General features: G+C 74.6%; 20 protein-coding genes and 1 tRNA gene. 11 read left to right on the forward strand and 10 right to left on the reverse strand.

Going from position 1 to position 25,174, the window contains the following annotated elements; translation table 11 throughout:
- The 3 genes from ACUW6W_RS09750 to ACUW6W_RS09760 all read left to right on the forward strand — a co-directional run.
- Positions 1 to 159: integrase core domain-containing protein (locus ACUW6W_RS09750; protein WP_363693048.1), on the forward strand; the 159-nt coding region annotated here is incomplete at its 5' end.
- 59 nt (positions 160 to 218) lie between these two features.
- The gene (nudC, locus tag ACUW6W_RS09755; protein WP_095694747.1) at positions 219 to 1,208 is read left to right on the forward strand and encodes an NAD(+) diphosphatase; all 990 of its coding nucleotides are present in this window, start codon (positions 219 to 221) and stop codon (positions 1,206 to 1,208) included.
- A gap of 15 nt (positions 1,209 to 1,223) precedes the next feature.
- Positions 1,224 to 3,353, forward strand: a complete 2,130-nt coding sequence (locus tag ACUW6W_RS09760) for an ATP-dependent DNA helicase UvrD2 (RefSeq protein ID WP_078025606.1) — start codon at positions 1,224 to 1,226, stop codon at positions 3,351 to 3,353.
- A gap of 42 nt (positions 3,354 to 3,395) precedes the next feature.
- Here ACUW6W_RS09760 and ACUW6W_RS09765 read toward each other — a convergent pair whose 3' ends face one another.
- On the reverse strand, positions 3,396 to 4,124 hold the full coding sequence (locus ACUW6W_RS09765; RefSeq protein ID WP_078025607.1) for a ThiF family adenylyltransferase: 729 nt from the start codon (positions 4,122 to 4,124) through the stop codon (positions 3,396 to 3,398).
- A 97-nt stretch (positions 4,125 to 4,221) separates the two neighbouring features.
- Between ACUW6W_RS09765 and ACUW6W_RS09770 the strand changes: the two genes are divergently transcribed.
- The gene (locus tag ACUW6W_RS09770; RefSeq protein WP_078025608.1) at positions 4,222 to 4,893 is read left to right on the forward strand and encodes a M48 metallopeptidase family protein; all 672 of its coding nucleotides are present in this window, start codon (positions 4,222 to 4,224) and stop codon (positions 4,891 to 4,893) included.
- 64 nt (positions 4,894 to 4,957) lie between these two features.
- Here ACUW6W_RS09770 and ACUW6W_RS09775 read toward each other — a convergent pair whose 3' ends face one another.
- Positions 4,958 to 6,358 carry a zinc-dependent metalloprotease gene (locus tag ACUW6W_RS09775; protein WP_044659760.1) on the reverse strand — a complete coding sequence of 467 codons (1,401 nt, stop codon included), beginning with the start codon at positions 6,356 to 6,358 and terminating at the stop codon, positions 4,958 to 4,960.
- Positions 6,359 to 6,554: 196 nt separating this feature from the next.
- Here ACUW6W_RS09775 and ACUW6W_RS09780 point away from each other — a divergent pair, with 196 nt between their 5' ends.
- The 3 genes from ACUW6W_RS09780 (at position 6,555) to ACUW6W_RS09790 (ending at position 11,128) form a co-directional block, all read left to right on the forward strand.
- Positions 6,555 to 7,625: a YlbL family protein gene (locus ACUW6W_RS09780; protein ID WP_233569977.1), complete on the forward strand. Its 1,071-nt coding sequence runs from the start codon at positions 6,555 to 6,557 to the stop codon at positions 7,623 to 7,625.
- Between the two features lie 110 nt (positions 7,626 to 7,735).
- The gene (locus ACUW6W_RS09785) at positions 7,736 to 10,879 is read left to right on the forward strand and encodes a UPF0182 family membrane protein (protein WP_061867014.1); all 3,144 of its coding nucleotides are present in this window, start codon (positions 7,736 to 7,738) and stop codon (positions 10,877 to 10,879) included.
- 175 nt (positions 10,880 to 11,054) lie between these two features.
- Positions 11,055 to 11,128: transfer RNA gene (locus ACUW6W_RS09790), tRNA-Met, on the forward strand.
- A 125-nt stretch (positions 11,129 to 11,253) separates the two neighbouring features.
- Here the strand turns inward: ACUW6W_RS09790 and ACUW6W_RS09795 are convergent.
- The 3 genes from ACUW6W_RS09795 to ACUW6W_RS09805 all read right to left on the reverse strand — a co-directional run bounded on the left by ACUW6W_RS09795 (position 11,254) and on the right by ACUW6W_RS09805 (position 15,901).
- Positions 11,254 to 12,654 (reverse strand): sodium/glutamate symporter, encoded by a 1,401-nt coding sequence (locus ACUW6W_RS09795; RefSeq protein ID WP_036314362.1) that lies wholly within the window; start codon positions 12,652 to 12,654, stop codon positions 11,254 to 11,256.
- Positions 12,655 to 12,833: 179 nt separating this feature from the next.
- On the reverse strand, positions 12,834 to 13,652 hold the full coding sequence (locus ACUW6W_RS09800; protein ID WP_036341166.1) for a PspA/IM30 family protein: 819 nt from the start codon (positions 13,650 to 13,652) through the stop codon (positions 12,834 to 12,836).
- A gap of 116 nt (positions 13,653 to 13,768) precedes the next feature.
- Positions 13,769 to 15,901: a TPM domain-containing protein gene (locus ACUW6W_RS09805; RefSeq protein ID WP_063189530.1), complete on the reverse strand. Its 2,133-nt coding sequence runs from the start codon at positions 15,899 to 15,901 to the stop codon at positions 13,769 to 13,771.
- A gap of 258 nt (positions 15,902 to 16,159) precedes the next feature.
- On the opposite strand from ACUW6W_RS09805, the gene ACUW6W_RS09810 reads away from it, so the two are divergent.
- Both ACUW6W_RS09810 and ACUW6W_RS09815 read left to right on the forward strand, forming a co-directional pair.
- Entirely contained in the window at positions 16,160 to 17,440 is a 1,281-nt protein-coding gene (locus tag ACUW6W_RS09810; RefSeq protein WP_061867013.1) for a S1C family serine protease, read from the forward strand.
- Complete coding sequence (locus ACUW6W_RS09815; RefSeq protein ID WP_061867174.1) at positions 17,437 to 18,216, forward strand: PIG-L deacetylase family protein; 780 nt, start codon at positions 17,437 to 17,439, stop codon at positions 18,214 to 18,216. The genes ACUW6W_RS09810 and ACUW6W_RS09815 overlap by 4 nt, the downstream gene beginning before the upstream one ends.
- Positions 18,217 to 18,279: 63 nt before the next feature.
- Here ACUW6W_RS09815 and ACUW6W_RS09820 read toward each other — a convergent pair whose 3' ends face one another.
- Genes ACUW6W_RS09820 through folP form a run of 5 tightly spaced genes read right to left on the reverse strand, consistent with a single transcriptional unit; the run spans position 18,280 to position 23,049 of the window.
- Positions 18,280 to 19,710 (reverse strand): anti-sigma factor, encoded by a 1,431-nt coding sequence (locus ACUW6W_RS09820; protein ID WP_063189528.1) that lies wholly within the window; start codon positions 19,708 to 19,710, stop codon positions 18,280 to 18,282.
- 7 nt (positions 19,711 to 19,717) lie between these two features.
- Entirely contained in the window at positions 19,718 to 20,278 is a 561-nt protein-coding gene (locus ACUW6W_RS09825; protein ID WP_044659766.1) for a tRNA (cytidine(34)-2'-O)-methyltransferase, read from the reverse strand.
- A gap of 40 nt (positions 20,279 to 20,318) precedes the next feature.
- Positions 20,319 to 21,272: a J domain-containing protein gene (locus tag ACUW6W_RS09830; RefSeq protein WP_063189526.1), complete on the reverse strand. Its 954-nt coding sequence runs from the start codon at positions 21,270 to 21,272 to the stop codon at positions 20,319 to 20,321.
- Positions 21,269 to 22,060 carry a pyrimidine reductase family protein gene (locus tag ACUW6W_RS09835; RefSeq protein WP_454180160.1) on the reverse strand — a complete coding sequence of 264 codons (792 nt, stop codon included), beginning with the start codon at positions 22,058 to 22,060 and terminating at the stop codon, positions 21,269 to 21,271. The genes ACUW6W_RS09830 and ACUW6W_RS09835 overlap by 4 nt, the downstream gene beginning before the upstream one ends.
- Positions 22,057 to 23,049 carry a dihydropteroate synthase gene (gene folP, locus ACUW6W_RS09840; RefSeq protein ID WP_036315981.1) on the reverse strand — a complete coding sequence of 331 codons (993 nt, stop codon included), beginning with the start codon at positions 23,047 to 23,049 and terminating at the stop codon, positions 22,057 to 22,059. Before folP ends, ACUW6W_RS09835 begins: the two co-directional genes overlap by 4 nt.
- Positions 23,050 to 23,114: 65 nt before the next feature.
- Here folP and ACUW6W_RS09845 point away from each other — a divergent pair, with 65 nt between their 5' ends.
- Together ACUW6W_RS09845 and ACUW6W_RS09850 are read left to right on the forward strand one after the other, a co-directional pair.
- Entirely contained in the window at positions 23,115 to 24,473 is a 1,359-nt protein-coding gene (locus ACUW6W_RS09845; RefSeq protein ID WP_162833775.1) for a TrkH family potassium uptake protein, read from the forward strand.
- Positions 24,466 to 25,155 carry a potassium channel family protein gene (locus ACUW6W_RS09850; protein WP_036315984.1) on the forward strand — a complete coding sequence of 230 codons (690 nt, stop codon included), beginning with the start codon at positions 24,466 to 24,468 and terminating at the stop codon, positions 25,153 to 25,155. Before ACUW6W_RS09845 ends, ACUW6W_RS09850 begins: the two co-directional genes overlap by 8 nt.
- The last annotated feature ends 19 nt before the right edge of the window (positions 25,156 to 25,174 follow it).

Consider the following 25,174-nt stretch of genomic DNA (forward strand, 5'->3'; position numbering starts at 1 on the left):
TACGCCCGCCCCTACACCTCAGAGCAGGCTCGGCGTGAGGCCCTGGCGGTGTGGGTGAACCACTACAACTACCATCGGCCTCATACCTCCTGCGGAGACGCTCCTCCGACCTCGTTGGCACCGGCCCGAGTCAACAACGTCATGCCCTCCTACACCTAGGCGCGGAACGCCCTCCCCCGTCGTCGGGCGCACCGGAGACGGGTCGCTAGCCTGGACGCATGGCCTCCTGCCCCCCGTCGTCGTCCGACCCCACCGCCGCACCACCCCTGGCCCTGCCGCTGGCCCGCGAGGAGCTGGACCGCGGTGCCGTGGCCCGCCTCGACCCGGGCCACCTGGCGGCGTCCTGGGCGCGCGAGGGGACGGAGGTCCTGTGGCTGCAGGGCGGCCGCGCACCGGTCGCGGACGGCCGGCTCGTCTTCACCGCGCCCTCCGGTCCCGTGCCGGCCGAGGCCGCGTATCTGGGCCGCGGCACCGCGGCGGACCGGGGCCCGCACGGGCGGGAGCGCGAGGTGGTCTCCGTCGCCGTCGAGCCGCCGGCGGCCCTGCCCGAGGACGCGGCCGCCGCGCTCGCCGACGCCGTGTGGGTCGGCCTCCGCGATGCGGCCGCCGCCCTCAGCGACGCGGACACCGGGCTGTTCGTGGCCGCCGTCGCGAACGCCAACTGGCACGCCACCCACCGCTTCTGCGCGTTCTGCGGCGGCGTCACGGACGTCGAGGCGGCCGGCTGGGTGCGTCGCTGCCGCGACTGCTCCCGGGAGCAGTTCCCGCGCACGGACCCGGCGGTGATCGTGGCCGTCATCGACCCGGCCGGGCGGATCCTGTTGGGCCGCAACGCGGCGTGGCCCGAGGGGCTGTACTCCTGCCTGGCCGGGTTCGTGGAGCCGGGGGAGTCCCTGGAGCACGCGGTGGTCCGGGAGATCGCGGAGGAGTCCGGGATCACGGTGACGCACCCGCGCTACCGCGGCTCCCAGCCGTGGCCGTTCCCGCGCTCGCTCATGCTCGGGTTCACCGCCCTGGCCCCGGCCGGCGTCGAGCCGGTTCCGGACGGCGAGGAGATCCTCTCCGTGCGCTGGTTCGAGCGGGAGGAGCTCGCGCGTCTGGCCCGCGAGGGCGACGTCACCCTGCCCGGGGCCGTGTCCATCGCGCGGGCGCTCATCGAGGATTGGTACGGTGGGACGCTGCCCGATGCGCAGACCCTGATCACCTAGGAGGACTCGTCCCGCATGAGCACTCCCGACGAGATCCTCCGCGGCCTCGACCCGGAGCAGCGCCGGGCCGCCACGGCCCTGCACGGGCCCGTCTGCATCCTGGCCGGCGCCGGCACCGGCAAGACCCGCGCCATCACGCACCGCATCGCCTACGGCGTCGCCTCCGGCGTCTTCGACCCGCACCGCACCCTCGCCCTGACCTTCACGGCGCGTGCGGCCGCGGAGATGCGCACCCGCCTGCGCGACCTCGGCGTGGCCGGCGTCCAGGCCCGCACCTTCCACTCCGCTGCCCTGCGCCAGCTGCAGTACTTCTGGCCCCAGGCCGTGGGCGGCCCCATGCCCTCGCTGATCGAGAACAAGGTGCGCCTGCTCACCGAGGTCGCCCAGCGCATGCGGATGACCGTGGACCGGGCCGGACTGCGCGACCTCGCCGGCGAGATCGAATGGGCCAAGGTCTCCCTGCACGCCCCCGAGGGCTACGCCGAGGCCGCGAAGGAGCGGGAGATGCCCGCCGGCTGGACCGCCACCACCGTCGCCCGTCTCTACACCGGCTACGAGGAGGCCAAGACAGCCCGGAACATGATCGACTTCGAGGACGTGCTGCTGATCCTCGTGGGGATCCTGTCCACCGAGCCGCAGATCGCGGCCACGATCCGGGACCAGTACCGCGTGTTCGTGGTGGACGAGTACCAGGACGTCTCGCCGCTGCAGCACCGCCTGCTCGACCTCTGGCTCGGCGACCGCGGCGACCTGTGCGTCGTCGGCGACGCCTCCCAGACGATCTACTCGTTCACGGGCGCGACCTCCCGCTTCCTCACCGACTTCCGTGAGCGGTACCCCGCGGCCACGGTGGTCCGGCTCGTGCGCGACTACCGGTCCAGCCCGCAGATCGTGGAGGCGGCCAACCGCCTGCTGGCGGACCGCACCAAGGCGGGGGAGCGGGACCGCACGATGCCGCGCTGGCCCGACCCCCTCGAGCTCGTCTCCCAGCGGCCGGCCGGCCCCGACCTCGTGTTCGCGGAGTGCACCGACGACGAGGCCGAGGCCGGCTGGGTCGCCGACCGGATCGCGGCGCTGATCGACGACGGCGTGCCCGCCTCCGAGATCGCCGTCCTGTTCCGCACCAACGGCCAGTCCCAGGCCTTCGAGACGGCGCTGTCCTCGGCGGGGATCGGCTACCAGCTGCGCGGCGGCGAGCGGTTCTTCTCCCGGCGCGAGGTGCGCGACGGGATCCTGCAGCTGCGGGCGGCCGCCCGCGCGGCCCAGGACCTGACGGGTGACGACGTCACGGACCGGGTGCGGGACGTGCTCTCCTCGCTCGGCTACTCCGCCGAACCGCCGTCGGCCACCGGCGCGGCCCGTGAACGGTGGGAGTCCCTGCACGCCCTCGTCAACCTCGCCGACCAGCTCGCCACGACGCGCGGGGCCGAGTTCACGCTGACCGAGCTCGTGGCCGAGCTCGACGAGCGGGCCCAGCACCAGCACGCGCCGACGGTGCAGGGCATCACCCTGGCCTCGCTGCACTCGGCCAAGGGCCTCGAGTGGGATGCGGTGTTCCTCGTGGGCCTGTCCGAGGGGCTCATGCCGATCTCCTTCGCGGAGACCCAGGCCGAGGTGGACGAGGAACGGCGCCTGCTCTACGTGGGGATCACGCGTGCCCGCCAGCACCTGTCGCTGACGTGGACGCTCTCGCGGGGCACGGGCGGGCGCTCCACCCGGCGGCCCTCCCGGTTCCTGTGGGCCATCGACCCGACCCTCGGCGGCACCCGCGAGCACGCCCCGGCCCGCGGATCCGCGGCCGGCCCGACGGCGCCGCGGCGCCGGGGTGCGAAGGTCGCCGTGTGCCGCACGTGCGGCAAGCCCCTCGAGACGGGAGCCGAGCGCAAGGTCGGCCGCTGCCTGGACTGCCCCGCCACCTACGACGAGGCGGTGCTCGAGGAGCTGCGCGACTGGCGCACCCGCACGGCCGCCGAGATGCGGATGCCCGCGTTCGTGGTGTTCACGGACGCCACCCTCGTGGCCATCGCCGAGGCCATGCCGAGGACCCCGGCAGAGCTCCTGAAGGTGCCCGGCCTCGGCAAGGCCAAGCTGGAGAAGCACGGACCGGAGCTGCTCGAGCTGCTGCACGGCACCCCGACGGCCTGAGCCGCGGGCCCGCACCCCGTTCCGCCGGCGGCGCCGCCCCCGTCAGAACGCCCAGCCGAGCGCGTCCGGGTCGCAGGCGCAGCCGGGCCGGGGGCGGACCTTCACTCGGCGCGTGCGTCCCGTCACCCGATCGGCCCGCAGCACGCCGGGGGCCGGTCCGGTCCGCAGCGCGTCCACGGTCAGCACGGCGGCCCGCAGCGCCGCGAGCCCGTCCACCTGTCCCCGGTGCGCCGACGGGCCGGGCGCCGTCGGGGCACCGGGGACGCCCGCCGGGTCCGCGGGCCATCGGCACAGCGGGCACCCGCGCACCACGGGGGCGCACCACGGTCCGACCGTGACCGCTCTCGGCCCCACCGTGACCGGCAGCAGCGGGTGGTCGGCGGCGAGGGCGTGCGCGGCCAGGTCCGCGTCGAGCACGGACCCCACCGCCACCGTCGCCTGCCCCACGAGCACCGGCACCGGGCCGTGGTGCGCGTAGAGGCGCAGCCCGGGGGCCACATCGCCCAGCCGGCGCGCGAGCGCACCCGCCCGGGGCCGACCGAGGTCCCCGGGCAGCAGGCCGGTCCCCAGGTCCGCGGCGTCGACGGGCCGCGGATCCCACAGGGCCAGGCGCAGCGCCCCGGCCCCCGCGAGTGCGTGGGCGATCGCCGCGCCCACCGCGTCGAGGCCCGCCACATGGACGTCGGTCGGCGGGGCCCACGCCCCCGGCTCCAGCGCTGACGCGGCGGCGTCATGAGGGACGGTGGTGACGGTCTCGGCGACGGTGCGCACGGCTCTCCTCTCAGCTCGGTGCCTCCCACCCTGCCAGGGCACTCCCGGACCGCGCCGGATTGTCCACAGCCTGCTGCCCATGCCGGACAATGGCCGGATGCGCCCTGTCCCGCCCACCCCCGGCCGCCCTCCCCGTGCTGTCCCGGCCGCCCACCGCGGTCCCGCCCGCGAGAGCATCGATCTGGACTGGGAGGGCACGCCCGTGCGGCTCGTGCGCTCCACGGCCCGCACCCGCACCGTCTCGGCGGCGTGGCGCGACGGCCGCCTGCAGGTCAATGTCCCGGCCCGGCTCTCGGCCGCGCAGGAGCGCGAGTGGATCGGCCGGATGGTTGCGAAGGTGGGCGCACGCGGCGGGACGGGGCAGCCCGCGGCCGACCCGGACGGCCGCCCCGCCGACGCCCGCTCCGACGACGCGCTCCTGGCCTGGGCGGGACGGCTCTCGGCGGCGCACCTGGGCGGGCGGGCCCGTCCGGTCGCGGTCACGTGGTCGGCCCGGCAGCGCCGCCGCTGGGGCTCGTGCACGCCGGCCCGCGGCACCATCCGGCTCTCGACGCAGCTGCGCGGCATGCCGGACTGGGTGGTGGCGGCGGTGCTCGTCCACGAGCTGGCCCATCTGCTGGAGTCCGGACACGGCCCGGCCTTCCGACGCCTCGTGGACCGGTACCCGCGCTACGCCGAGGCGATGGCCTTCCTCGAGGGGGTCACCTTCGCCGAGGGCCGCGGTCGCACGGCGCCGGACCGGTGGGCGGAGGACGAGGACGCGGGCTGACACGACGGCGGGCGGCCCGCACCCGAGGTGCCGGACCGCCCGCCGCCGTCGTGCCGGGAGGGGCTCAGCCCTCGCGCGGCGCGTCGCCGAAGCCGCCCTCGAGGAGCTTGCGCAGCTCGTCGTCGAGGGACTCGGCGCTGGCGTCCGCGGCGGAGCGGCGCCCGGCGTACCCGGCGGGGTCCTCGAGGTCCTCCGCCGTGGGCTGACGCTCGGGATGGCGCCAGATCTCCTCGCGGTACTCCGTGCCGTGCTCGGCCGTGACGTGCTCCCAGAACGCGGCGGCCTCGCGCAGGCGGCGCGGGCGCAGCTCGAGGCCCACGAGGGCGGCGAAGGCCTGTTCGGCCGGGCCACCCGAGGCGCGGCGGCGGTTCATGGTCTCGCGCAGGGCGGCCGCCGACTCGAGGGGGCGCGCGGCCTCGGCGACCACCACGTCCACCCAGCCCTCCACGAGGGCGACGAGCAGCTCCAGCTGGTCCAGCGCGGCCTGCTGGGTGGCGTCCGGGGCGGCGATGAAGGACGCCCCGTCGAACACGGCCTGCAGGGAGCCGGGGTCCATCGGGTCCACCGACTGCGCGGCCCGCTCGATGCCCTCGGTGTCCAGGCGGATGCCCGCGGCGTACTGCTCGACGGCGGCGTACAGGTCCCGCTCGAGCCACGGCGAGTGCAGGAACAGGCGCATGCGTGCGGCCTCGCGCAGGGCCAGGTAGATGCGGATCTGGTCGTCCGGCACCGAGAGCCCGTCGCCGAACTCCTCGATGTTCACGGGGACGAGGGCGAGACGGTGGCCGGCGACGGGCAGGCCGATGTCCGTGCCCGAGAGCACCTCCTTGCCCAGGGCGCCCACGGCGCCGCCGAGCTGCAGGCCGAACATCGTGCCGCCCATGTTCTTCAGCATGGGCTGCAGCCCGCCGAGCAGGGAGGCGTCCATGCCCTCGGGGAGCTGGCCCGGCAGCTGCTGCTCGATGGCCGCGGACATCGCGCGGGACATCGAGACGGCCACGGGCTCGGTGAGCCGGCGCCACTGGTCCATGGTCGCCTCGACCCACTCGGCACGGGACCAGGCCACGCCGACGCTGCCGACGGGCTCGGTCTGCGTGACGCCGTCGAGCCACAGCTCGGCCAGCCGCAGCGCCTCGTCCACCTCGCGTCGCGCGAACGAGCCGACGGCCGGGTCCTCGCCGGCCACGGCCTGGCGGGCGGCCTGCTTCGCCAGAGCCCAGTTCACGGGGCCGTCCGAGCCGGAGCCGGAGCTCATCATCGCCTGGAACTGGGCCATGGCCTGCTGCATCATGGCCGGATTCAGCTGGGACGGGTCGAAGGGCACCCCGCCGGGGCCGCCCAGGCCCTCCATGGCGCGTCGGACTTCGTCCGGGTCGGGGCCCTGGCCGCCGAAGAGCTGCCGCAGCATCTCCTCCAGGGGGTCGCGGCCGTCGTCGGATCCGGGCGTGCGCGCGTCGTTGCTCATGTCTCCAGCGTATCCGCGTCGGCGCGGCGCGCCCGCCCTCCCGACGTCGCGGCGGCGCGGTTCGCCCATGGCGCACGGCGTCGCGCGGGGCAGGCGGGGGTCGCGGCCCCGCGTAGACTGGTGTGACCGTCGCCGCGCGGCCCGTGCCCGGCGGCGAGGACGGCCCGATCAGGACCCCCAGGAAAGACGGTGTCGCGTGCGCGCAGTGCCCTCGAGGACCACCCGCGCCGCCCGCGTGCCCTTCTCCGGATGGCTCGCCCTGGGCAGCGCCGGGCTGGCACTGCTGGCCCCCACCCCCTACATCCTCGAGGGCCCCGGCCCCGCCGTGGACCTGCTGGGCGAACGCGAGGGTCGACCCGTGCTGCGCGTCGAGGGCGGCGAGGCGGACCCGGGTGAGGGGACCCTGCACATGACCACCGTGATGGTCGGGGGTCCTCCCATCGGCACCACCTCCCTGCTCGACCTCGGCCGCGGCCTGACGGACCCCGCCGTGGACGTGGCCCCGCGCGAGCTGATGTATCCCACCGGCGTCACCTCCGACGAGGTCGGCGAGGCCAATTCGGCGGCCATGTCGGACTCCCAGCAGACCGCGACCGCCGCGGCCCTGCACGAGCTCGGACGCGAGGTGCCCCAGCGGCTCGTCGTGCAGCAGCTCGTGCCCGGCGGGCCCGCCGAGGGCGTCCTGCGGGCCGGGGACGAGGTGATCGCCGCCGAGGGACGGCCCGTGGCCGACCTGGAGGCCGTGCGCGCCGCCGTCGGGGCCGCGGGGCCCGACCCGGTCACGCTGACGGTCCGCCGCGACGGCGTGGAGCAGGACCTCGAGGTGCCGGTGGCGGCCGCCCCCGAGGGCGCGCCCCAGCCGTGGCAGATGGGGGCCCTGATCGAGACCGCCTACGACGTCCCGGTGGACGTCGAGCTGACCGTGCCGGACATCGGCGGACCTTCGGCGGGTCTGATGTTCGCGCTCACCGTGATCGAGCGGCTGACCCCGGGGGCGATGACGGGGGGCGCCCCGATCGCGGGAACGGGCACGATCTCGGGGGACGGCGTCGTGGGTCCCATCGGCGGGATCCCGCAGAAGGTGCGCGGCGCCGCCGAGGCGGGGGCCACGACGTTCCTCGCCCCCACGGCGAACTGCGAGGAGCTGGCCGGCCGTGTGCCCGAGGGTCTGACGGTGTACCCCGTGGACACGCTGGGCCAGGCCCGCGACATCGTCGAGGCGGTGGCCCGGGGGGAGAGCCCGGCCGCCGCCCGGACGTGCGGCTGAGCCGACGCACACCAGGACCACCAGACCACCAGACCGGACGACATGTCCGGGGCGCAGCGCCCCGGACCGGAGCAGAGCCCCGCGGACGCGGGAGGGAAGAGGACAGAGCAGTGAGCTTCGGACAGGGAGGCGGCGGACCGTTCGGCGGCCCGCCCCGTGACGGCGGCGGGACCGCCGGGGGCCAGTCCGGCCCGTTCGGGGCGTTCGGCCCCTTCGGCGGCGCCCCGCGCGGCCCGGGCGACGACGGCGACCGCGGTCCTGGTGGCCCGTTCGGCGGGGGCGGGTCCTCCGCCGCGCGCGGCAGGGGCCGGCCGGGCCGGCCGAGCGCGCTCGTGCTGACCATCATCGCGGTGGCCGTGCTCGTGGGGCTGTTCGTGGTGTTCACGAACGTCTACACGGACGTGCTGTGGTTCTCGCAGCTGGGCTTCACCGAGGTCTTCTGGACCGAGGTCGTCGCCAAGGCCGCGCTGTTCCTGATCGCCGGGCTCGGGATGGCCCTCGCCGTGTGGCTGGCGATCCGCACGGCCTGGCGCCACCGCCCCGCGGACGCGTCCGCGGCCGCGCGGGACTCGCTCAGCCAGGCCCAGCGCCAGCTGGAGCCCATCCGGCGCCTGGTGTTCCTGGGTGTCCCGCTCGTGCTCGGCGTGTTCGCCGGCTCCACCGCGATGAACGGGTGGAACACGGTCCTGCTGTTCCTGAACCAGGTGCCCTACGGCCAGGCGGACCCGGAGTTCGGCCTGGACCTCATGTTCTTCATGGCCACCCTGCCGTTCCTGACGCTCGTGGTCGGGTACCTGATCTCGGTGGTCCTGGTCTCCGGCATCACCGGTCTTCTGGTGCACTACCTGTACGGCGCGGTGCGCGTGGAGGAGGGCGGCGGCGTGCGGATCACCCCGGCGGCGCGCGCCCACATCGGCATCACCCTGGCCGTGTTCCTGCTGCTGCAGGGCGTCAACTTCTGGCTCAACCGCTACCGCACCACGCAGTCGCAGACCGGCAACTGGGCCGGCGCGCTCTACACGGACGTGAACGCGGTCATCCCGACGTCGGCGATCCTGGCGGTCACGGCCGTGATCGTGGCCGGCCTGTTCGTGTGGACGGTGGTCTCGGGCCGGTGGCGGCTGTCGCTGATCGGCACCGCGGTCCTGGTCATCACGGCGCTCGTGGTGGGCACGGCGTACCCCTTCATCGTGCAGGAGTACCAGGTGAAGCCGTCCGAGCGCACGCTCGAATCCCAGTACATCGAGCGGAACATCGCCATGACGCGCGAGGCGTACGGCCTGGACGACGTCGAGGTGACGAACTATGAGGGCGCCACGGACACCGAGGCCGGGGCCCTGGCGGGCGAGGAGGCCAACACGGCCAACGTCCGTCTCATGGACCCGAACCTGATCTCCCAGACCTTCGGGCAGCTCCAGCAGTTCCGTCCGTACTACGCGTTCCCCACCACCCTGCACGTGGACCGCTACGAGGTGGACGGCCAGACGCGGGACACCATTCTGGCGGCCCGTGACGTCAACGTGGACGACTCCCAGTCGTGGGTGAACCGCCACACCATCTACACGCACGGCTACGGCATGGTCGTGGCCGACGCCTCCGAGGTCGCGGCCGGCGGCCGGCCCCAGTGGCTGCTCTCCGAGATCCCCACGCGCGGGCCGCTGGCCTCCGACCAGGACTACGAGCCGCGCATCTACTTCGGGCACAACTCGCCCTCGTACTCGGTGGTGGGTGCGCCCGAGGGCGCGCCGGCCGTCGAACGCGACCGGCCGCAGACGGCCGACTCCCAGGAGGACACGGCGTACACCTTCTCCGGCGACGGCGGCCCCTCGGTGGGCAACCTCTTCAACCGGCTCGCGTACGCGGTGAAGTTCGGCTCGCCCGAGCTCGTGCTGTCCTCGGACGTGAACGAGGCCTCGCAGATCCTCTACGATCGCGACCCGGCCGAGCGCGTCCGCAAGGTCGCGCCCTACCTGACGGTGGACACCGCCCCCTACCCGGCGATCGTCGACGGCCGCGTGCAGTGGATCGTGGACGCCTACACGACCTCGGACCAGTTCCCGTACTCCACCGCCCAGCAGCTGGGCGAGGTCACGGTGGACTCCCTGAGCCAGGGCCAGAACCCGGCGCTCCAGGGCCGGGTGAACTACATCCGCAACTCGGTGAAGGCGACGGTGGACGCGTACGACGGCTCGGTGTCTCTCTACGCGTGGGACGACCAGGATCCGCTGCTGCAGGCCTGGCAGAACGTCTACCCGTCCTCGCTGCGCCCGTACTCGGAGATGAGCGCCGGACTCCTGGACCACGTCCGCTACCCGGAGGACATGTTCAAGGTCCAGCGCGAGCTGCTCGGCCGCTACCACGTGACCGACGCGGACGACTTCTACGAGAACAACGACGCGTGGTCCGTGCCGTCGGACCCCACGCGCGAGGAGGACGTCAAGCAGCCGCCGTACTACATGACGCTGCAGATGCCCGGCCAGGACGAGCCGGCGTTCTCCCTCACCAGCAGCTACATACCGCAGATCACGGACGGTGCCCAGCAGCGCAACGTGCTCTACGGGTTCCTCTCCGCCGCCGGCGACGCCGGCACGGGGGAGGACGGCGTGAAGGCCGAGGGCTACGGGCAGCTCCGACTGCTCGAGCTGCCGCGGTCCACCACGGTGCCCGGCCCTGGCCAGGCGCAGGCGAACTTCGACTCGAACGCGGACGTCTCGCGGGAGCTGAACCTGTTGCGCCAGGGCGCGTCCGAGGTGCTCAACGGCAACATGATCACCCTGCCGGTGGCCGGCGGCATCCTCTACGTCCAGCCGGTGTACGTCCGCTCCTCGGGCGGCACCACCTACCCGACGCTGCGCAAGGTGCTCGTCTCGTTCGGCGACAAGGTCGGCTTCGCGGACACCCTCCAGGAGGCCCTGGACCAGGTGTTCGACGGCGACTCGGGCGCGGTCACCCCGGAGGAGAACCAGGCGGAGGCGCCCGCCCCGGGCGAGGAGCCGTCGGCTCCGGGCACGGTCGAGGAGGAGCTCTCGGCGGCCCTCGAGGAGGCGCAGGACGCCCTGACCCAGGGCCAGGAGCGTCTGGCCGAGGGCGACTGGGCCGGCTACGGCGAGCAGCAGAAGCGTCTCAACGAGGCCCTGAAGCGTGCCACCGCCGCCGACGACGCCCTGGGCGGCGACGCGCCTGCCCAGGACCAGGCCCCGGCCGAGGCGAGCCCCGCGCCGTCGTCGAGCCCCAGCCCGACGCCGAGCGGCTGACGGGCGTCGGCGGGCCGGGCCCGCCGGACCGTCGACGACGGCCCCGGCCACGCACCGCGCGTGGTCGGGGCCGCTGTCGTCTCGGGGCAGATGGCCGCCGCATGGCCGCCGGATGGCGGGGTGCTGACGCTGATTTGAACTCGACGGGACAGGTGTGTATAGTTCTAGAAGTCGCCGCGGGGTGGAGCAGTTCGGTAGCTCGCCGGGCTCATAACCCGGAGGTCGCAGGTTCAAATCCTGCCCCCGCAACGAGAAGGAGAAGGCCCCCAGCATCTGCTGGGGGCCTTCTCGCATGTCCGGACCCGGTCGCCCCGGCCCACCGGCACGGTGCTGGCGGGCGAGCCGACCGCCCTCGGGCGATCGGTGGGGGAGCGTCAGCGGCTCGAGGCCCGGACCGCCTGCTGGGCCGGGGTGCGGCGGCCCGGATCGGTGCGGCGCAGCCAGACGGCAGCGATGATCGCGATGATCGCGATGGCGCCCCAGATGCCGACCACGGCCCAGGACAGGCCCGCGATGAGCAGCAGCGGCACGAAGGACACGGCCGCGATCTCCACGGGCACCACCGGGATGTAGGCCACGCCGAACTGCTCCATGGTCCCGGACTTCAGCTTCGGGTCCACGATGCGCAGCATGGCCACGCCCGTGGCGACGGCGCCGGTGGCCCAGCCCCACGTGAACAGCTGCTTCTCGAACCACGCGTCGGTCATGACGCGCGGCGCCACGACGATCCCCAGGAACAGGGCCAGCGCGAGGCCGATCACGAACAGGAGCAGCAGCGGCTGCCAGTAGTCCACGACCACGGTCGGGGCGATCGCGGCGATGCCACAGACGATGAGGATGTCCGTGGCGGTGCCGGACACCGAGTTCAGCGAGCCCGGGTCGAGGAACTTCGCCGTCTTCGTGGCCTGGAACAGGACGCGGGCGATCAGGCCGAGGAGGAACGCGATCGCGAACGCGGGGATGATCAGCTGGGGACCGTCCTCACCCACGACGCTCGGCCACACGGCCGTGATCCAGGAGACCACGCCGTGCGCGGCCGCCGCGATCATCGCGACCACGCCGACCTGGAAGGCCAGCGACTCCACCGAGGCCGCCGAGAAGGTGTGCCGGCCGATGACCGGGCGTTCCTCCACCTGGTTCAGCACCCCGGTGCGCAGCTCCTCCGGGATGGAGGTCAGGCCCGCGAACTCCCGCGCGTGGCCGCGCTGCGCGCCGATCTTGGCCTGGATGATGCCACCCACCACGCCGACGATCATGCCGACGGTGGCCGAGGTGTAGGCCAGCGAGGTGACGGTCGCATCACCGTTGGCCGCGTACGCCTGGCCCACGGCGGCCGCGGAGCCGAAGCCTCCCGCCCAGCCGGCGAACAGCAGGGCGGCGAACGAGTCGGGCGCGTCGAACAGCGGCTGCAGGAGGACCAGCGTGACGAGGGCGCCGATGGCCACCTGGGAGGAGTAGATCAGCACGCCGTAGGACGCGAACGCGCCCACGGGGCGGCCGATCTTGCGGACGTCGAAGTCGTCGGTGAGCGCGATGCACACGAACACGATGACGATCAGGATCGAGCCGTACGTGCCCAGCTGGGGGCTGAACGGCAGCCAGCCCAGGCCGTTCGGGCCGAGGGCCAGGCCCAGGATGCCCGCGATGACGGAGGCCGGGATCATCAGGGTCTGGAGGGGCGTGATGACGGCACGGGCCAGCGTGCCCACGGCCAGGAGCGCGCCGATGAGGCCGGCGTCGACCAGCACGGACCAGGCCGTGAACTGCTCTTGCATGGGGTTCTTCCTCTGTGCGGGGACGGGGGTGTCCCACGGAGCGTGCCGAGGGACCCCGGGACAGTACCAAAGGAGCGCGGGGGCCGGGGCGCGTCCGGGAGGGGCACCGGGCCGGGGCGCACGAGGACGGCCCGCCGCGCCGGCGTGGGCCGGGCGACGGGCCGTGGGGAGGGGCGGGGTCAGCCGCGCGCGGTGCCGGTCTCCTCGGCGGTCCCCTCGGCCGCGTAGTCGAGGGTGAGGGTCTCGTCGGCGTCGACGTCGCCCGAGGTGAGGGCGGCCTGGCCGGCGCCGCCGGCCTTGAGGGCGGCGAGGCGGGCCTCCACCTCGGTCTTCTCGCCGAGGTCCTCGAGGGACTCGAACTGGGCGTCGAGGGAGGAGGCGGCGATCTCCTGCTGGCCGCGCACGCGGGCCTCCTCGCGACGGACCTTCTCCTCGAAGCGGGAGACCTCCGAGGTCGGGTCCAGCAGGTCGATCGACTTCACGGCGTCGGCCACCGCGGACTGGGCGTGGGCGGACTTGGCGCGGGCGGTCAGCTCGTCGCGCTTGGCGACCAGCTGCTGACGCTTGACCTTCATCTGGTCCAGACCGGTCTTCAGGCGCTCGACGATCTCGCGCTGCGAGGCGATGGTCGGCTCCGCGGACTTCGCCTGGCGCTCGAAGTCCATCTGGCGCTCGATGGCCACCTTGGCGAGGTTGTCGAACTTGTCCGCCGAGGCGGTGTCGCCCTTGGCGCGGAAGTCGTCGGCCTTCTGGGAGGCGGCCAGCGCCTTCTGGCCCCAGCTGCGGGACGCGTCCTGGTCCTCGCGGTAGTCGTCCTCGATCATCCGCAGGTTGCCGATCGTCTGGGCGACGGCGGCCTCGGCCTCGGCGATGTTGTTCGTGTAGTCGCGGACCATCTGGTCCAGCATCTTCTGGGGGTCCTCGGCCTTGTCCAGCATCGCGTTGATGTTGGCCTTCGCCAGCGTGCTGATGCGGCCGAAGATGGACTGCTTGACCATGGTGTCTGCCTTTCGTCGGTCTTTCACGTCAGCGCAGACCGTCGGCCTGCGTCCACCCCGTCCCGCTCCTGCGGGCCGGGCCGGCGCCCGAGGCGCCGGAGTTCATGGGGCGGCGGTCAGAAGCCGCCGCCGGAGATGTCGCCGAAGTCGCCGCCGCCGAGGCCGCCGCCGTCGAACCCGCCGAAGCCGCCGCCGCCCCAGCTGTCACCGTGGCCGCTGTTCAGGATCGAGTTCATCAGGATGCCGCCGAGCAGCGCGCCGCCGAGGCCACCGCCGAAGCTGCCGCCCACTCCGGCGCGCGGGCGCGTGCCGTACCTGCTGCCCATGCCTGGGCCGTAGCCGAAGCCCTCGACGTCCGCGCGGGCCAGCTCGCTCGCGCGCTCGGCCAGCTGGGAGGCGCGCTGCGCCTGCTGGAGGGCGGCCACGGGGTCGGTGCGGCCGAGGCTGATCGCCGAACGCAGCGTGTGGTCGGCCTCCGCGAGCCGGGTCCGGGCCTCCGAGCCCACGGCACCGCGTCGGGCGCCGATGAAGTCGGCCGTGCCGTCGATCTGCGCCTGTGCCTGGGCGATCGTGGAGGTGAGCACCTGGGAGGCCTGGCGGGCCTGCTCGCGAGCGTCGCGGACGCCGGCAAGGGGGGTGTTGAGCTGGCGGTGCGCGGCCTCGAGCTGGTGGAGCAGCTCCAGGGGATCCGGGCGGCCGGCCGCGAGGGCCTGGCGCACAGCGTTCACGGCGGTCTTCATCCCCGCCACCGGGCCGGCCAGCTCGGGGTGCGATCCGTTGGCCACGAGCGCTTCGGCCTCGGCCACGTCCTGCTCGGACTGGGCGAGGCCCGTCTGCAGGTTGCCCAGCATGGCCCGCAGGGACCCTTCGGCCTTGCCGACCGCCTCGGTGAGCGTGTCCACCTGGCTGAGCGCCTCCTCGGCGGCACGCACGGCCAGCGCCGCCGTGGAGCGGTCCTGGGCTTCCCACGCGCTCCGCGACTTCGCGAGGGCGGTCTCCACGAACTCGAGCCTCTCCCGGGCCTGCGCCGCGTTGTCCGCGACCTCGGCGAGGGCGGACTCCGCGTACTGGCCGTGCAGCGCGGTGATCGCCGACTCGGAGTCCTGCACCCGGGACCGGGCCTCGGGCAGGCGGGCTTCGAGACGCTCGAGGGCCTCGGGCACCTGGTTCTCGAGGTCGCGCAGGGAGTCGAACTCCTTCTTGTGCGCCGCCAGGGACGCACCCACGGCCTCGCTGCGCTGGATGATCTCCTTGAGCCAGGCGCGCTGCTCGGCCTCGGTGTCCGGGATCTCGTCGTCGAGCTGGTGCTGGAGCTGGAACGAGGCCCGCATGTGCTCCTTGGCCTGGTCGATGTCCTGGCGGAACGTCGCCACGGACTTCTCCCCGTAGGACGCCTCGGCGAAGCCCAGCTCCTGTTCCGAGGAGCGGATGGCGTCGTCCGCGGCCACGAGCTTCGAGCCGGCCTGGGTGCGCAGCTGCTCCACGCTGAGCTCGTCGAGGGGGTCGCGGCGGGCCTCCTCGGTGCGGCCCCGTTCGACGGCGCCACCCTGCGTGCGCCTCCGGCTGCGGGCCACGAGCACGCCGCCGCCCACGGCCGCGGCCACCGCACCTGCGCCGAGGACCGCCGTCAGGGCCCCACCGCCGTCGGAGGCGCCCTGGGCCGTGCTCCCGCCGCCCGTGGTGCCGGCCGGCAGGGCGCCGGCCGGATCGTACTCGGCCCCGCTGGCCCCCGTGCCGTCGAGCGTGCCGTCGGCGGCGTCGTCGAGCCCCTGCACCGCGGCGATGCCCACCGCGAGCCATTCCGCCGAGCCGGGGTCCGTGCCGATCTTGGACAGCTGCGGGCCCACGTAGGTGCGCGTCACCTGGTTCTGCAGGTTCGCGTCCCCGCCGCTGTCCAGCCCATAGGCGCGCTCCTCGACCGCGATCGCCAGGACCGAGTCGTTCGTCCCGAGCCCGCGCTGGCGCGCCACGTCCTGGGCCAGCGTCTGGGCGTCCGTGCTGAACTCATCCACGTAGACGACGTACAGCCCCTGCCCGGTGTCCCGGCGTAGGTCCTGGATCTCCTGGGTCAGGCGCTGCTCATCCGAGGTCGAGAGCACACCGGCCTCGTCCACCACGTACACGCCCGGCGGCACCGCCACGGCCTGCGCGGTGGGTGCCGCCACCAGGAGGCCCAGACCTCCCAGGCCCGCGGCGGTCACGGCACGCGCCAGACGGCCGACATCGGCGGGGCGGGTGAGCACGGTCATGTGGGGTCTCCTTCGACGGCGGAGGCGAGCCGCCGCACCGGGCGGACCCGCCGGATCCTGGGGTTGAGTGTAGGGCGGCGTGGGAATCGGGCACCAGGGATCCGGCGCGGCCGGAACCGTGGGAGGAGCGGACGTTCGGCCGACCTCTAGGCGGCGTTCAGTCATGCACGCTAGCGTGGACGTGCCCCGGGGCGCGCGTCCGCAAGACGACGGGCGTCCGTGTCGACCGCCCGGGGCCCGACCCGAAGCGAGGACCCCGTGGACCAGACCGCCGCCCCCACCCAGCCCCCCGTGCCGACGGCCCGCACCGTCGCGCGTCCCCGGCCCCAGTCCCGCGCCCGTGCCGGGGCGGGCCTGCTCGCCGCGGCCGTGCTCATGGTGGGGCTCTCCGGTTGCGCGGTCGCGGAGGACGGCGGCGAGGCCGCGTCCGAGGCCGCGAGCTCCTCGTCCTCGCAGGCGACGGACACCTCGGCCGAGGCCGGGGGACAGCCCGTGGCGGACACCGCCGTGGGGGACGCCGCGAGGACCGCGCTGCCCTCCGTGGTGACCATCTCCGCGACGTCGAGCTCCGCCTCCGGTTCCGGGTCCGGGTCGATCCTGGACACGGAGGGGCACATCCTCACGAACACCCACGTGGTCACCCTCGGCGGCCAGGCCAACGACGCCGAGCTGACGGTGCGCACCTCGGACGGGGAGGTCTACGCTGCCACCGTCGTGGGCACCGACCCGCTGTCCGACCTGGCCGTCATCAAGATCGACGCCCCGGACCTCACCCCCATCCAGATCGGCCGGTCCGGGGATTTGAAGGTCGGGGACGAGGCCGTCGCCATCGGCGCCCCCCTGGGCCTGCCGAACACCGTGACCGACGGGATCATCTCCACCCTGGACCGGACCATCGCGGTGGCGTCCTCCGAGGCGCCCGAGCCGCAGGGCGAGAGCTCCGGCTCGTCCTCCGGCTCCGACCAGTACCGTTTCCAGCTGCCGGGCACCCCGCAGGGCACCCGGGGCGAGGTGTACATCAACGTGCTGCAGACCGACGCGGCCATCAACCCCGGCAACTCCGGAGGCGCGCTCGTCGACGCCGAGGGTCGCCTGGTGGGCGTGAACGTCGCGATCGCCTCGGCCGGCCAGGACCCGAGCGAGGCGGGCAACATCGGGGTCGGCTTCGCCATCCCCGTGGACTACGCCCAGCGGGTCGCGCAGGACCTGATCGACCACGGCAAGGCCACGCATGCCATGCTCGGCGTGAGCGTCACCCCGGAGCCCGCCGAGGTGCAGGGCGGCGGCGAGAACGCTCAGACCGTGTTCAGCGACGGCGCCCGCGTCCAGCAGGTCGTGGGAGGGTCGGCGGCCGACGCGGCCGGGCTGAAGGAGGGCGACGTGATCACCGCCGTCGGCGACCGCGCGGTGATCGACTCCGAGTCCCTCACCGCCGTCGTCCGCGAGTACCGCGTGGGAGACTCGGTGGACGTCACCTACCTCCGCGACGGCGCGGAGCAGAAGACCGAGGTGACGTTCACGGAGGACACCCAATCCTGACCACCACACTCACCACCCCCGCTGAGCTCGCCGCCCACCACGGCTGGCGCCGGGTCTTGGCCGTCGGCGCCCATCCGGACGACCTCGACTTCGGGGCCGCCGCCACCCTGGCCGGATTCAGCGCGGCCGGGCTGCACATCGAGCTGTGCATCGTGACGGACGGGGACGCCGGCGGCTTCGACTCGGAGGGTGCCGAGGCGATGACCGCCCGCCGGCACGCCGAACAGCGCGCGGCCGCCGCCGTCGTCGGTGCCGCCGAGGTCCACTTCCTCGGCGAGCGCGACGGACACCTCGAGCCGGACCACGGCGTGCGCCGCAAGCTCGTGGCCCTGATGCGCCGCGTCCGCCCGGACGTCGTCCTCAGCACTCACCCCGAGCGGGACTGGGAGCGGATGCAGGCCGCACACCCGGACCACCTCGCCTGCGGCGAGGCCGTGGTGCGCGCCGCGTACCCGGCGGTCGAGAACCCGTACGCGTACCCGGAGCTCGCGGCGGAGGGGCTGGAGGCGTTCAAGATCCGGAACCTGCTGCTGTACGCCGCCCCCGCCGCACGCCGGAACACGGTCGTGGACGTCACGGGCCTGGCGGAGCAGAAGCTGCGCGCCCTCGACGCCCACCTCTCCCAGCACCCGGACGTCGACGCGATGCGGCGGCACGTGCTCGCCCAGATGGCCGAGCACCACCGGCACGCCGCCGGCCCGGCCGCCGGGCCGGGCCACGCCGAGGCGTTCCACCTGGTCACGGTCAACGGCCCGGGCACCATCGCCGGGTTCTGAACCGTGCCCGCAGGGGAGGGCCGACGACGGGACGCGTCGTCGGCCCTCCCCCTGCGGGACCTCTCAGTTGGTGCTCGGTCGCCCGCCGTAGCGCGGGCCGGTCTGCGCGGTGGGGTCGAGGTCCACGCCGACGATGGGCTCCGACGTCGGCACCTCCGATCCCGAGCTGGGCTCCACGGAGATGCCCATCGCCGCGAAGCGGTCCAGCCCCCGGAAGGTGACGGGCTCGCCGAAGCCGTTGGCGTCGTACGTGCCGAGGGAGGCCGGGGCCGTGCCGTCCGAGGGGTAGAGCCACAGCTGGTAGGACTGACCCTCCGGCAGCTGGGGCATCCCGCTGATCGTCAGGTAGCCGCTGTTCTGCTCCCGGGACAGGAACGCCTGGACCGTGCCGCCGTCCTGGGCCGGGTACTCCGAGGTCGTGAACAGGTCCTTCGACTGGTCGATGCGGTGCACGATGCCCGGTCGCGTGAACTGGCTCCACACCGTCCACCCGCCGATGCCGAGCACGAGGGCCGCGAGCAGCAGGAGGGCGGTCACCTTGAGCCAGCGCAGGCGGTCCCGCGGCGGGCCGGCGGGGGTGGACTCGTCGCCGATCAGGTCCATGCCCACGTCCTGGGCGGGCAGGCGACGCAGGACCTCGTCGAGCAGGGCCGACGGCGGCTCGGCCGTCACGGACCGGAACGCCCAGGCCACCGCCTGGCGCGCCCCGTCCACCCGGGAGCGCCACCGGGCCAGCTCGCCGCCCCGCCGCTGCACGGCGGAGAAGGCCGCGGTGTGCCCGGCCGTGTCGAGGGCGTGCACAGCCGAGAGGTCGGCCAGCTCGAGTGCGCGGCCGGCGTCCACGTCCTCGCGCACGTCCGCGCCGAGGGCCGGGCCGGTCGCCGGGGCCGGCGCGGACGGCCGGGCGGCGTCCTGGGTGATGTCGCGGCGGGCCGCGACGACCTGCCGGACGCCGTCGCGCAGGAGGGTGCGGGCCCGGTCGGCCGGCAGATCCAGCCGATCGGCGACCTCCCGGTCCGTGCAGCCGCCCAGCCAGGCCAGCCGCACGGCCTCGAACGCGTCCGGGTCCACCCGGTCCATGAGGTCCTCCGGCAGCGCGGCGGGGCCGGCCGGGCCGGGACGACGCCCACGTTCCGCCGCGGAGCCGCCGGCGCGGCGCAGCGAGGTCATCACGCGGTGGGCGAGGACCTCGAGCCACGTGAACACCTGGCGTTCGCGGTGGGTCGCGTCGTCCTGCTCGCTCAGGTCGAGGCCGGCCTCGGACGCCTCCTCCCATGCCGTCAGGTAGGTGCGGACCGTGGCCGCGGCGGCGTCGTCGCCGGGGCCGAACATCGCTTCGGCCAGGCCGTGCACCCACGGGACCGTGGCGTCGTAGAACGCGGAGAACGCGGCCCGGTCACCCTCGGCGCTGCGGCGCAGGAGGGTGTCCAGGGCGGGCTGGCCGGCGTCATCGGGGCGGTCGGCGTGGGGCTCGGACGCGTCAGGAGTCTGCATGGTGGCCTCAGTCTAGGGAATCGGGGCGGGCAGCGGACCCGGCGAAGTCGTGCTGGCGCCAGGCCTCGTACACGGCGATGGAGACGGCGTTCGCCAGGTTCAGGGACCGACGGGCCGGCTGCATGGGCAGGCAGACGGTCTCGGTGACCCGCGGATCGGTCAGCACCTCCTCGGGCAGGCCGGTGGACTCGCGGCCGAAGAGCAGCACGTCGCCGGGCCGGTAGGCGACCCGGTCGTGCCGCACGGACCCGCGCGCGGTGAAGGCCAGCACACGGGCGGGGGCGAGGGCCGCGAGCGCAGCGTCGAGGTCCGGGTGCACCGTCACCACCGCGAGGTCGTGGTAGTCCAGGCCGGCGCGGCGCAGGTGGGCGTCCTCGAACCCGAAGCCCAGCGGCTCCACGAGGTGCAGCTCGGCCCCCGTGAGGGCGGCGAGCCGGATCGCGTTGCCGGTGTTGCCGGGGATCTCCGGGGTGAGCAGCAGGATCCGGAAGCCGGGGGTGCCGGGCGCCGGGGCGCGGTCGGCGCCCTCGTGCGGGTTCGGTCGGGGTGGGGTGGGGGAGTCGGGCACGCGCCCAGCCTAGTGGGGCGCCGCCGGGCGGGGACGTGCCTCAGTGGAGCCGGCCGACCAGCGCGCCGAGCGCGCGCCGGTCCACGAGATCCGGGTCCGTGCCGGTGCCCAGGAAGAGCGCGACCTCGCGCGCGAACGCGATCCCGGGCGCGGGCGGGGCGGTGAGCAGGTCGGCCTGCGCCTCCGGCGCGTCGGCGCCGCGCGTGTGGCGGATCACGGGGGCGTGCCGCGCGTCGCGGTCCGTCATCACGTGCACGAATCCGCCGACGGTGACCTGGGGCAGGGCCTGCTGCCACGCCATCATCGCGGGGCCGAGCAGCGGCGGGGCCACGGGGCGGCCCCGGGAGCGCAGGTCCGCCCCGTCCCAGGTGTAGGTCCCCTCCGGGACCATGACGGAGCCGATCAGCGCCAGGCGGTGGCCGCACAGCACCGCGTGGTCCACGTCGAGGTGCCGTCCCCAGCGCCCGCCCAGCCGCAGCCCGGTCAGGACCCGGGCGGCCGGGAGCGCGTCCGCCACGTGGCGCAGCAGCACGTCGAGGGTGCGGGCCTGCCGCAGCACCCGGTGCTCGTCCGGCAGGATCCCGCGCGGCCGCGGCGCCCCGTGGACGCGTTGGCTCGATCGCGGCAGGTCCAGCACGGTCGGGTCCGCCTCCGCCTCGCCGGGCGGGGGCTCGTAGCGCACGGGGCGGGCGGCACGTCCGCCGGGTCCGGACCGTCCCGACGGTCTCGCCCGCCCTGATCCGGCCGTCGCGCGGGGGCCGCGGGGACCGACGTCCGGGCCGGGCAGCGAGAGGTCGTATCGGCGCCGGGCCTCGGCGTCGCCGAGGAGGTCCCACGCCCGCGTCACGGCCCGGAAGGCGGCGGGGTCGCCGCCGACGTCGGGGTGCGCGGCCCGGGCCGCGCGGCGGTAGGCCCGCCGGACCTCCTCGGCGGTCGCGTCGCGGGGCACGCCCAGGACCTCGTAGGCGGTGCGGTGCTCCTCGGCCGCGCTCACGGCGTGGGGTCCGGGCCGGGGGAGGCGTGCCGCTCGTGGTGCAGGCGCAGGAACAGCATGCCGTCGTCGTGGAGCACCTGGACCAGCTGCAGCCGGGCGGGGAGGCCGGGGCCGTCCTCGCCGGTCAGGACGCGGCCGGCGGCGGGTCCGGCCAGCAGCGGCGCCACGGTGAGGTGCACCTCGTCCACGAGGCCGGCCGCCGCGAGGCTGCCGAACAGGCGCGGTCCGCCCTCGCAGTGGACGACGCGGGCGCCGCGCGCGTGCAGGGTCGCCACCACGGTCTGGGGGTCCACGTGCTCCTCGCCGACCGCCAGCACGTCCGCGCGCGCGGCCAGCGCCGCCGCCCGCTCCGGCTCGGCCGCGAGGGCGGCCCGGGACGTCAGGATCCAGGGGCGCACCGGGGCGGCCGTGAAGAACGCGGACGCCGGGTCCAGGTTCAGGCTGCCGCTGACCACGGCCACGGGCGGGTCCGCGGGCCCGCCGGCCTCCGCGCGTCGACGCCGGTCCTCCTCGGACAGCAGCGCACCCTCGTAGCCCTCGGCCCGGATGGTCCCGGCCCCCACGAGCACGACGTCGGCGTCGTGCCGGGACAGCGAGAGCAGCCGCTGGTCCGCGGGGGAACCGAGCCCGCCCGCACGGCCGTCCAGGGTGGCCGCGCCGTCGGCGGAGGCGATGAACACGACGCGGACCCAGGGTCCGGGGCCGGTGTCCTCAGCCGCCGGGGCCGCGAGGGCGGTGCGGAGGGCGTCGTCGTCCAGGCCGGGGCCGGTCTCGGTCAGCCGTCTCATGCCCGCCCCCCGCGGTGGGCGCGGTGTCCGGCCAGGGTGCTGCGGTCCGGCGGCGGGTTCTCCGCGCCCATGTTGTGGACCAGGCGCGCCGGCTGACGCCACCCGAACACGCACTCGAGCATGCGGGCCGCCGAGACGGAGGCGTCGGCGTCGTGCATGCGCAGGATCCGGGCGCCGCCGTACACGCAGGCCGCGGCCGCGGCCAGCGAGCCGGGCAGGCGCTCGTGCCGGTGCCGGTCCAGGCTCTCGCCGATGAAGTCCTTGTTCGAGACCGCGGCCAGCACGGGCAGCCCCAGGGTGGCGATCTCGTCCAGCCGCCGCGTGATCTCGAGGGTGTGCCGGGTGTTCTTGTTCAGATCGTGGCCGGGGTCCACGATGATCCTCTCCTCGGGGACGCCGAGCGCCACGGCCCGGTCGACGGTGCGCCGCAGGTGGTCGCGGACCTCCCTGACGACGTCGCCGTAGGTCGGCCGGGGGACCACGGCCCGGGGTCCGCGCACGTGGGCGAGGGAGTGGGTGACCACGAGGTGCGCGCCCGCGGCGGCCACCACCCGGCCCAGGTCCGCGTGGAACAGTCCCGTGGTGTCGTTGACGACGTCCGCCCCCGCCGCCAGGGCCGCCTCGGCCACGGCCGGCTGGAACGTGTCCGCCGAGAGGATCAGCCGGCGCGATGCCTCGGACGACCCGGCCCCGTCCCCGCTCCGCAGGGCCGCGATCAGGGGGACCACCCGCGCCGCCTCCTCGGTCGGGTCGAGCTCCGCCCCGGGCGCGAACGGCACGCCGCCGACGTCGACCCACTCGGCTCCGGCGTCCGCCGCGGCGTGGGCCTGGGCGAGGGCGTCCTCCAGGACGGCGCCGGCGCCGTCGTCGTAGAAGGAGTCCGGGGTGCGGTTGACCACGGCCATCGTGACGATCCGGCGGCGGAAGTCGATCTCGTGGTGGGCGAACCGGTGCACCGGGTGGACGAGCGGGACGGAGGGGGTCGGCACCCGGCCATTCAACCACCGGCGCCGCACGGTGACAGTGCGCCCCGGAAGGACTATGTTTCCCTCCCGTGACATTTACCTCGTCGCCGCGGGTCGGCCCGCGTCGGCCCCGCATCCGTCCGACCCAGCTCGTGGTCGGGTCCTTCCTCGTCGCCATCGTGACGGGCACCGGCGCACTGCTGCTGCCCGCCTCGTATCAGGGCCGCGCGCCCACCCCGCTGGAGGCCGCGTTCACGGCGACCAGCGCCACCACGGTGACGGGCCTCGGCGTCGTGGACACCCAGACGTTCTGGACACCCCTGGGTCAGCTCGTGATCCTCACGCTCATCAAGCTCGGTGGCCTGGGCGTCATGACGTTCACGTCGCTGCTGGGGCTGGTGATCCTCCGGCGGCTCGGCCTCACCCAGCGCCTCGACGCCGCGGCCTCCACCCGGGCCGAGGGGATCGGGGACCTGCCCCGGGTGCTGCGGGCCCTGATCCTGTACTCCACGGCCGTCGAGGCCTCGGTGGCGCTGCTGCTGAGCCTGCGCTTCTGGCTGGGCGCGGGAATGTCCCCGGGCCAGGCACTGTGGCAGGGGGTCTTCCACGCGGTCTCCGCATTCAACAACGCCGGGTTCGCGCTGTTCAGCGACAACCTCATGGGCTTCGTCTCGGACCCGTTCATCTGCCTGCCGATCGCGGCGGCGATCATCTTGGGCGGCCTGGGCCTGCCGGTCGTGCTGACCCTGCGGCGAGACCTGCGCCGACCCGAGCGGTGGAACCTCACGGTCCGGCTCGTGCTCGTGGGCACCGCGGTGCTGCTGGTGGGCGGCACGCTCATGTACCTCGTCCTCGAGTGGTCCAACCCGCGGACCCTGGGCGGTCTGGACCCGGCCTCGCGCGTGCTCGCGGCGTTCTTCCAGTCCGTCACGACCCGCACCGCCGGCTTCAACACCCTGGACTACGGGCAGATGCACCCCGTGACGCTCTTCGCCACCGACGTGCTCATGTTCATCGGCGGCGGCCCCGCCGGCACCGCCTCGGGCGTGAAGATCACGACGGCGAGCGTCCTGCTGTTCATCGTGCTCGCGGAGATCCGGGGGGAGGGCGCCGTCCATGCGTTCGGCCGCCGGCTCTCCCGGACCACGCACCGCGAGGCGATCACCGTGATCATGCTCTCCGCGACCGCGATCGCCGTCGCCACGATGGCGCTCATGGGCCTGTCCTCGTTCACGACCGACCAGATCCTGTTCGAGTGCGTGTCCGCGTTCAGCACGGTGGGCCTGTCCACCGGCATCACCGCCCAGCTGCCGCCGGCCGCGCAGGGCATCCTGATGCTCCTCATGTTCGTCGGCCGCATCGGCCCCGCCACCGTCGCCGGCAGCCTGGCCCTGACCGACCGCACCCGCCACTTCGAGTACCCGAAGGAGAGACCCCTCATTGGCTGATCTCACCCGTTCCCTGTTCGCCCCCCGCCGGGGCGACCGCCCCACCGTGGCCGTCCTCGGGCTCGGCCGGTTCGGCTCCGGGGTCGCCCGCGAGCTCATGGAGTCCGACTGCCACGTGCTGGGGGTCGACGCCGATGCCGAGGCCGTCCAGGCGCTCAACGGCCGGCTGACCCACGTCGTCCGCGCGGACAGCACGGACGAGGAGGCGATGCGCCAGCTCTCGGTCCACGAGATGGACCACGTCGTCGTCGCCATCGGCGGCGACCTCGCGGACTCGATCCTCACCGTCTCGCTGATGCGGCGGTTCGGGACGCACCAGCTCTGGGCCAAGGCCAATGACGACCGCCACGGCGAGATCCTGCGTCAGCTCGGCGTGGAGCACGTGGTCCACCCGGAGCGGGACATGGGCCGCCGCGTGGCGCACCTGGTCAGCACGTCCTTCCAGGACTTCGTCGAGGTCGAGCCGGGCCTGGCCATGGTCCGGGCCACGCCGCCGTCGCGCCTGCTGGGCAGGGACCTGCGAGCCACCGGGCTCGCGGGGGAGCGGGGCATGCGCGTGGTCGCCGTCCGCAGCCGCGGCACGTGGCTCTACCCGCCGAGTCACTACGTGCTCGAGCCCGAGGACACGATCCTCCTGGTGGGCCCGACCCGCGACGTCGAGCGGTTCCTCGCCCGGGACTGAGCCGGGGCACATCCGGCGC

The sequence above is a fragment of the Micrococcus sp. 093350064-1 genome, from assembly GCF_053627955.1.

Bases quoted from the DNA above. Each gene is read 5' to 3' on its own strand.
- nudC (WP_095694747.1), top strand. From the start codon at position 219: ATGGCCTCCTGCCCCCCGTCGTCGTCCGACCCCACCGCCGCACCACCC.
- ACUW6W_RS09760 (WP_078025606.1), top strand. From the start codon at position 1,224: ATGAGCACTCCCGACGAGATCCTCCGCGGCCTCGACCCGGAGCAGCGC.
- ACUW6W_RS09770 (WP_078025608.1), top strand. From the start codon at position 4,222: ATGCGCCCTGTCCCGCCCACCCCCGGCCGCCCTCCCCGTGCTGTCCCG.
- ACUW6W_RS09775 (WP_044659760.1), bottom strand. From the start codon at position 6,358: ATGAGCAACGACGCGCGCACGCCCGGATCCGACGACGGCCGCGACCCC.
- ACUW6W_RS09795 (WP_036314362.1), bottom strand. From the start codon at position 12,654: ATGCAAGAGCAGTTCACGGCCTGGTCCGTGCTGGTCGACGCCGGCCTC.
- ACUW6W_RS09800 (WP_036341166.1), bottom strand. From the start codon at position 13,652: ATGGTCAAGCAGTCCATCTTCGGCCGCATCAGCACGCTGGCGAAGGCC.
- ACUW6W_RS09805 (WP_063189530.1), bottom strand. From the start codon at position 15,901: ATGACCGTGCTCACCCGCCCCGCCGATGTCGGCCGTCTGGCGCGTGCC.
- ACUW6W_RS09820 (WP_063189528.1), bottom strand. From the start codon at position 19,710: ATGCAGACTCCTGACGCGTCCGAGCCCCACGCCGACCGCCCCGATGAC.
- ACUW6W_RS09835 (WP_454180160.1), bottom strand. From the start codon at position 22,060: ATGAGACGGCTGACCGAGACCGGCCCCGGCCTGGACGACGACGCCCTC.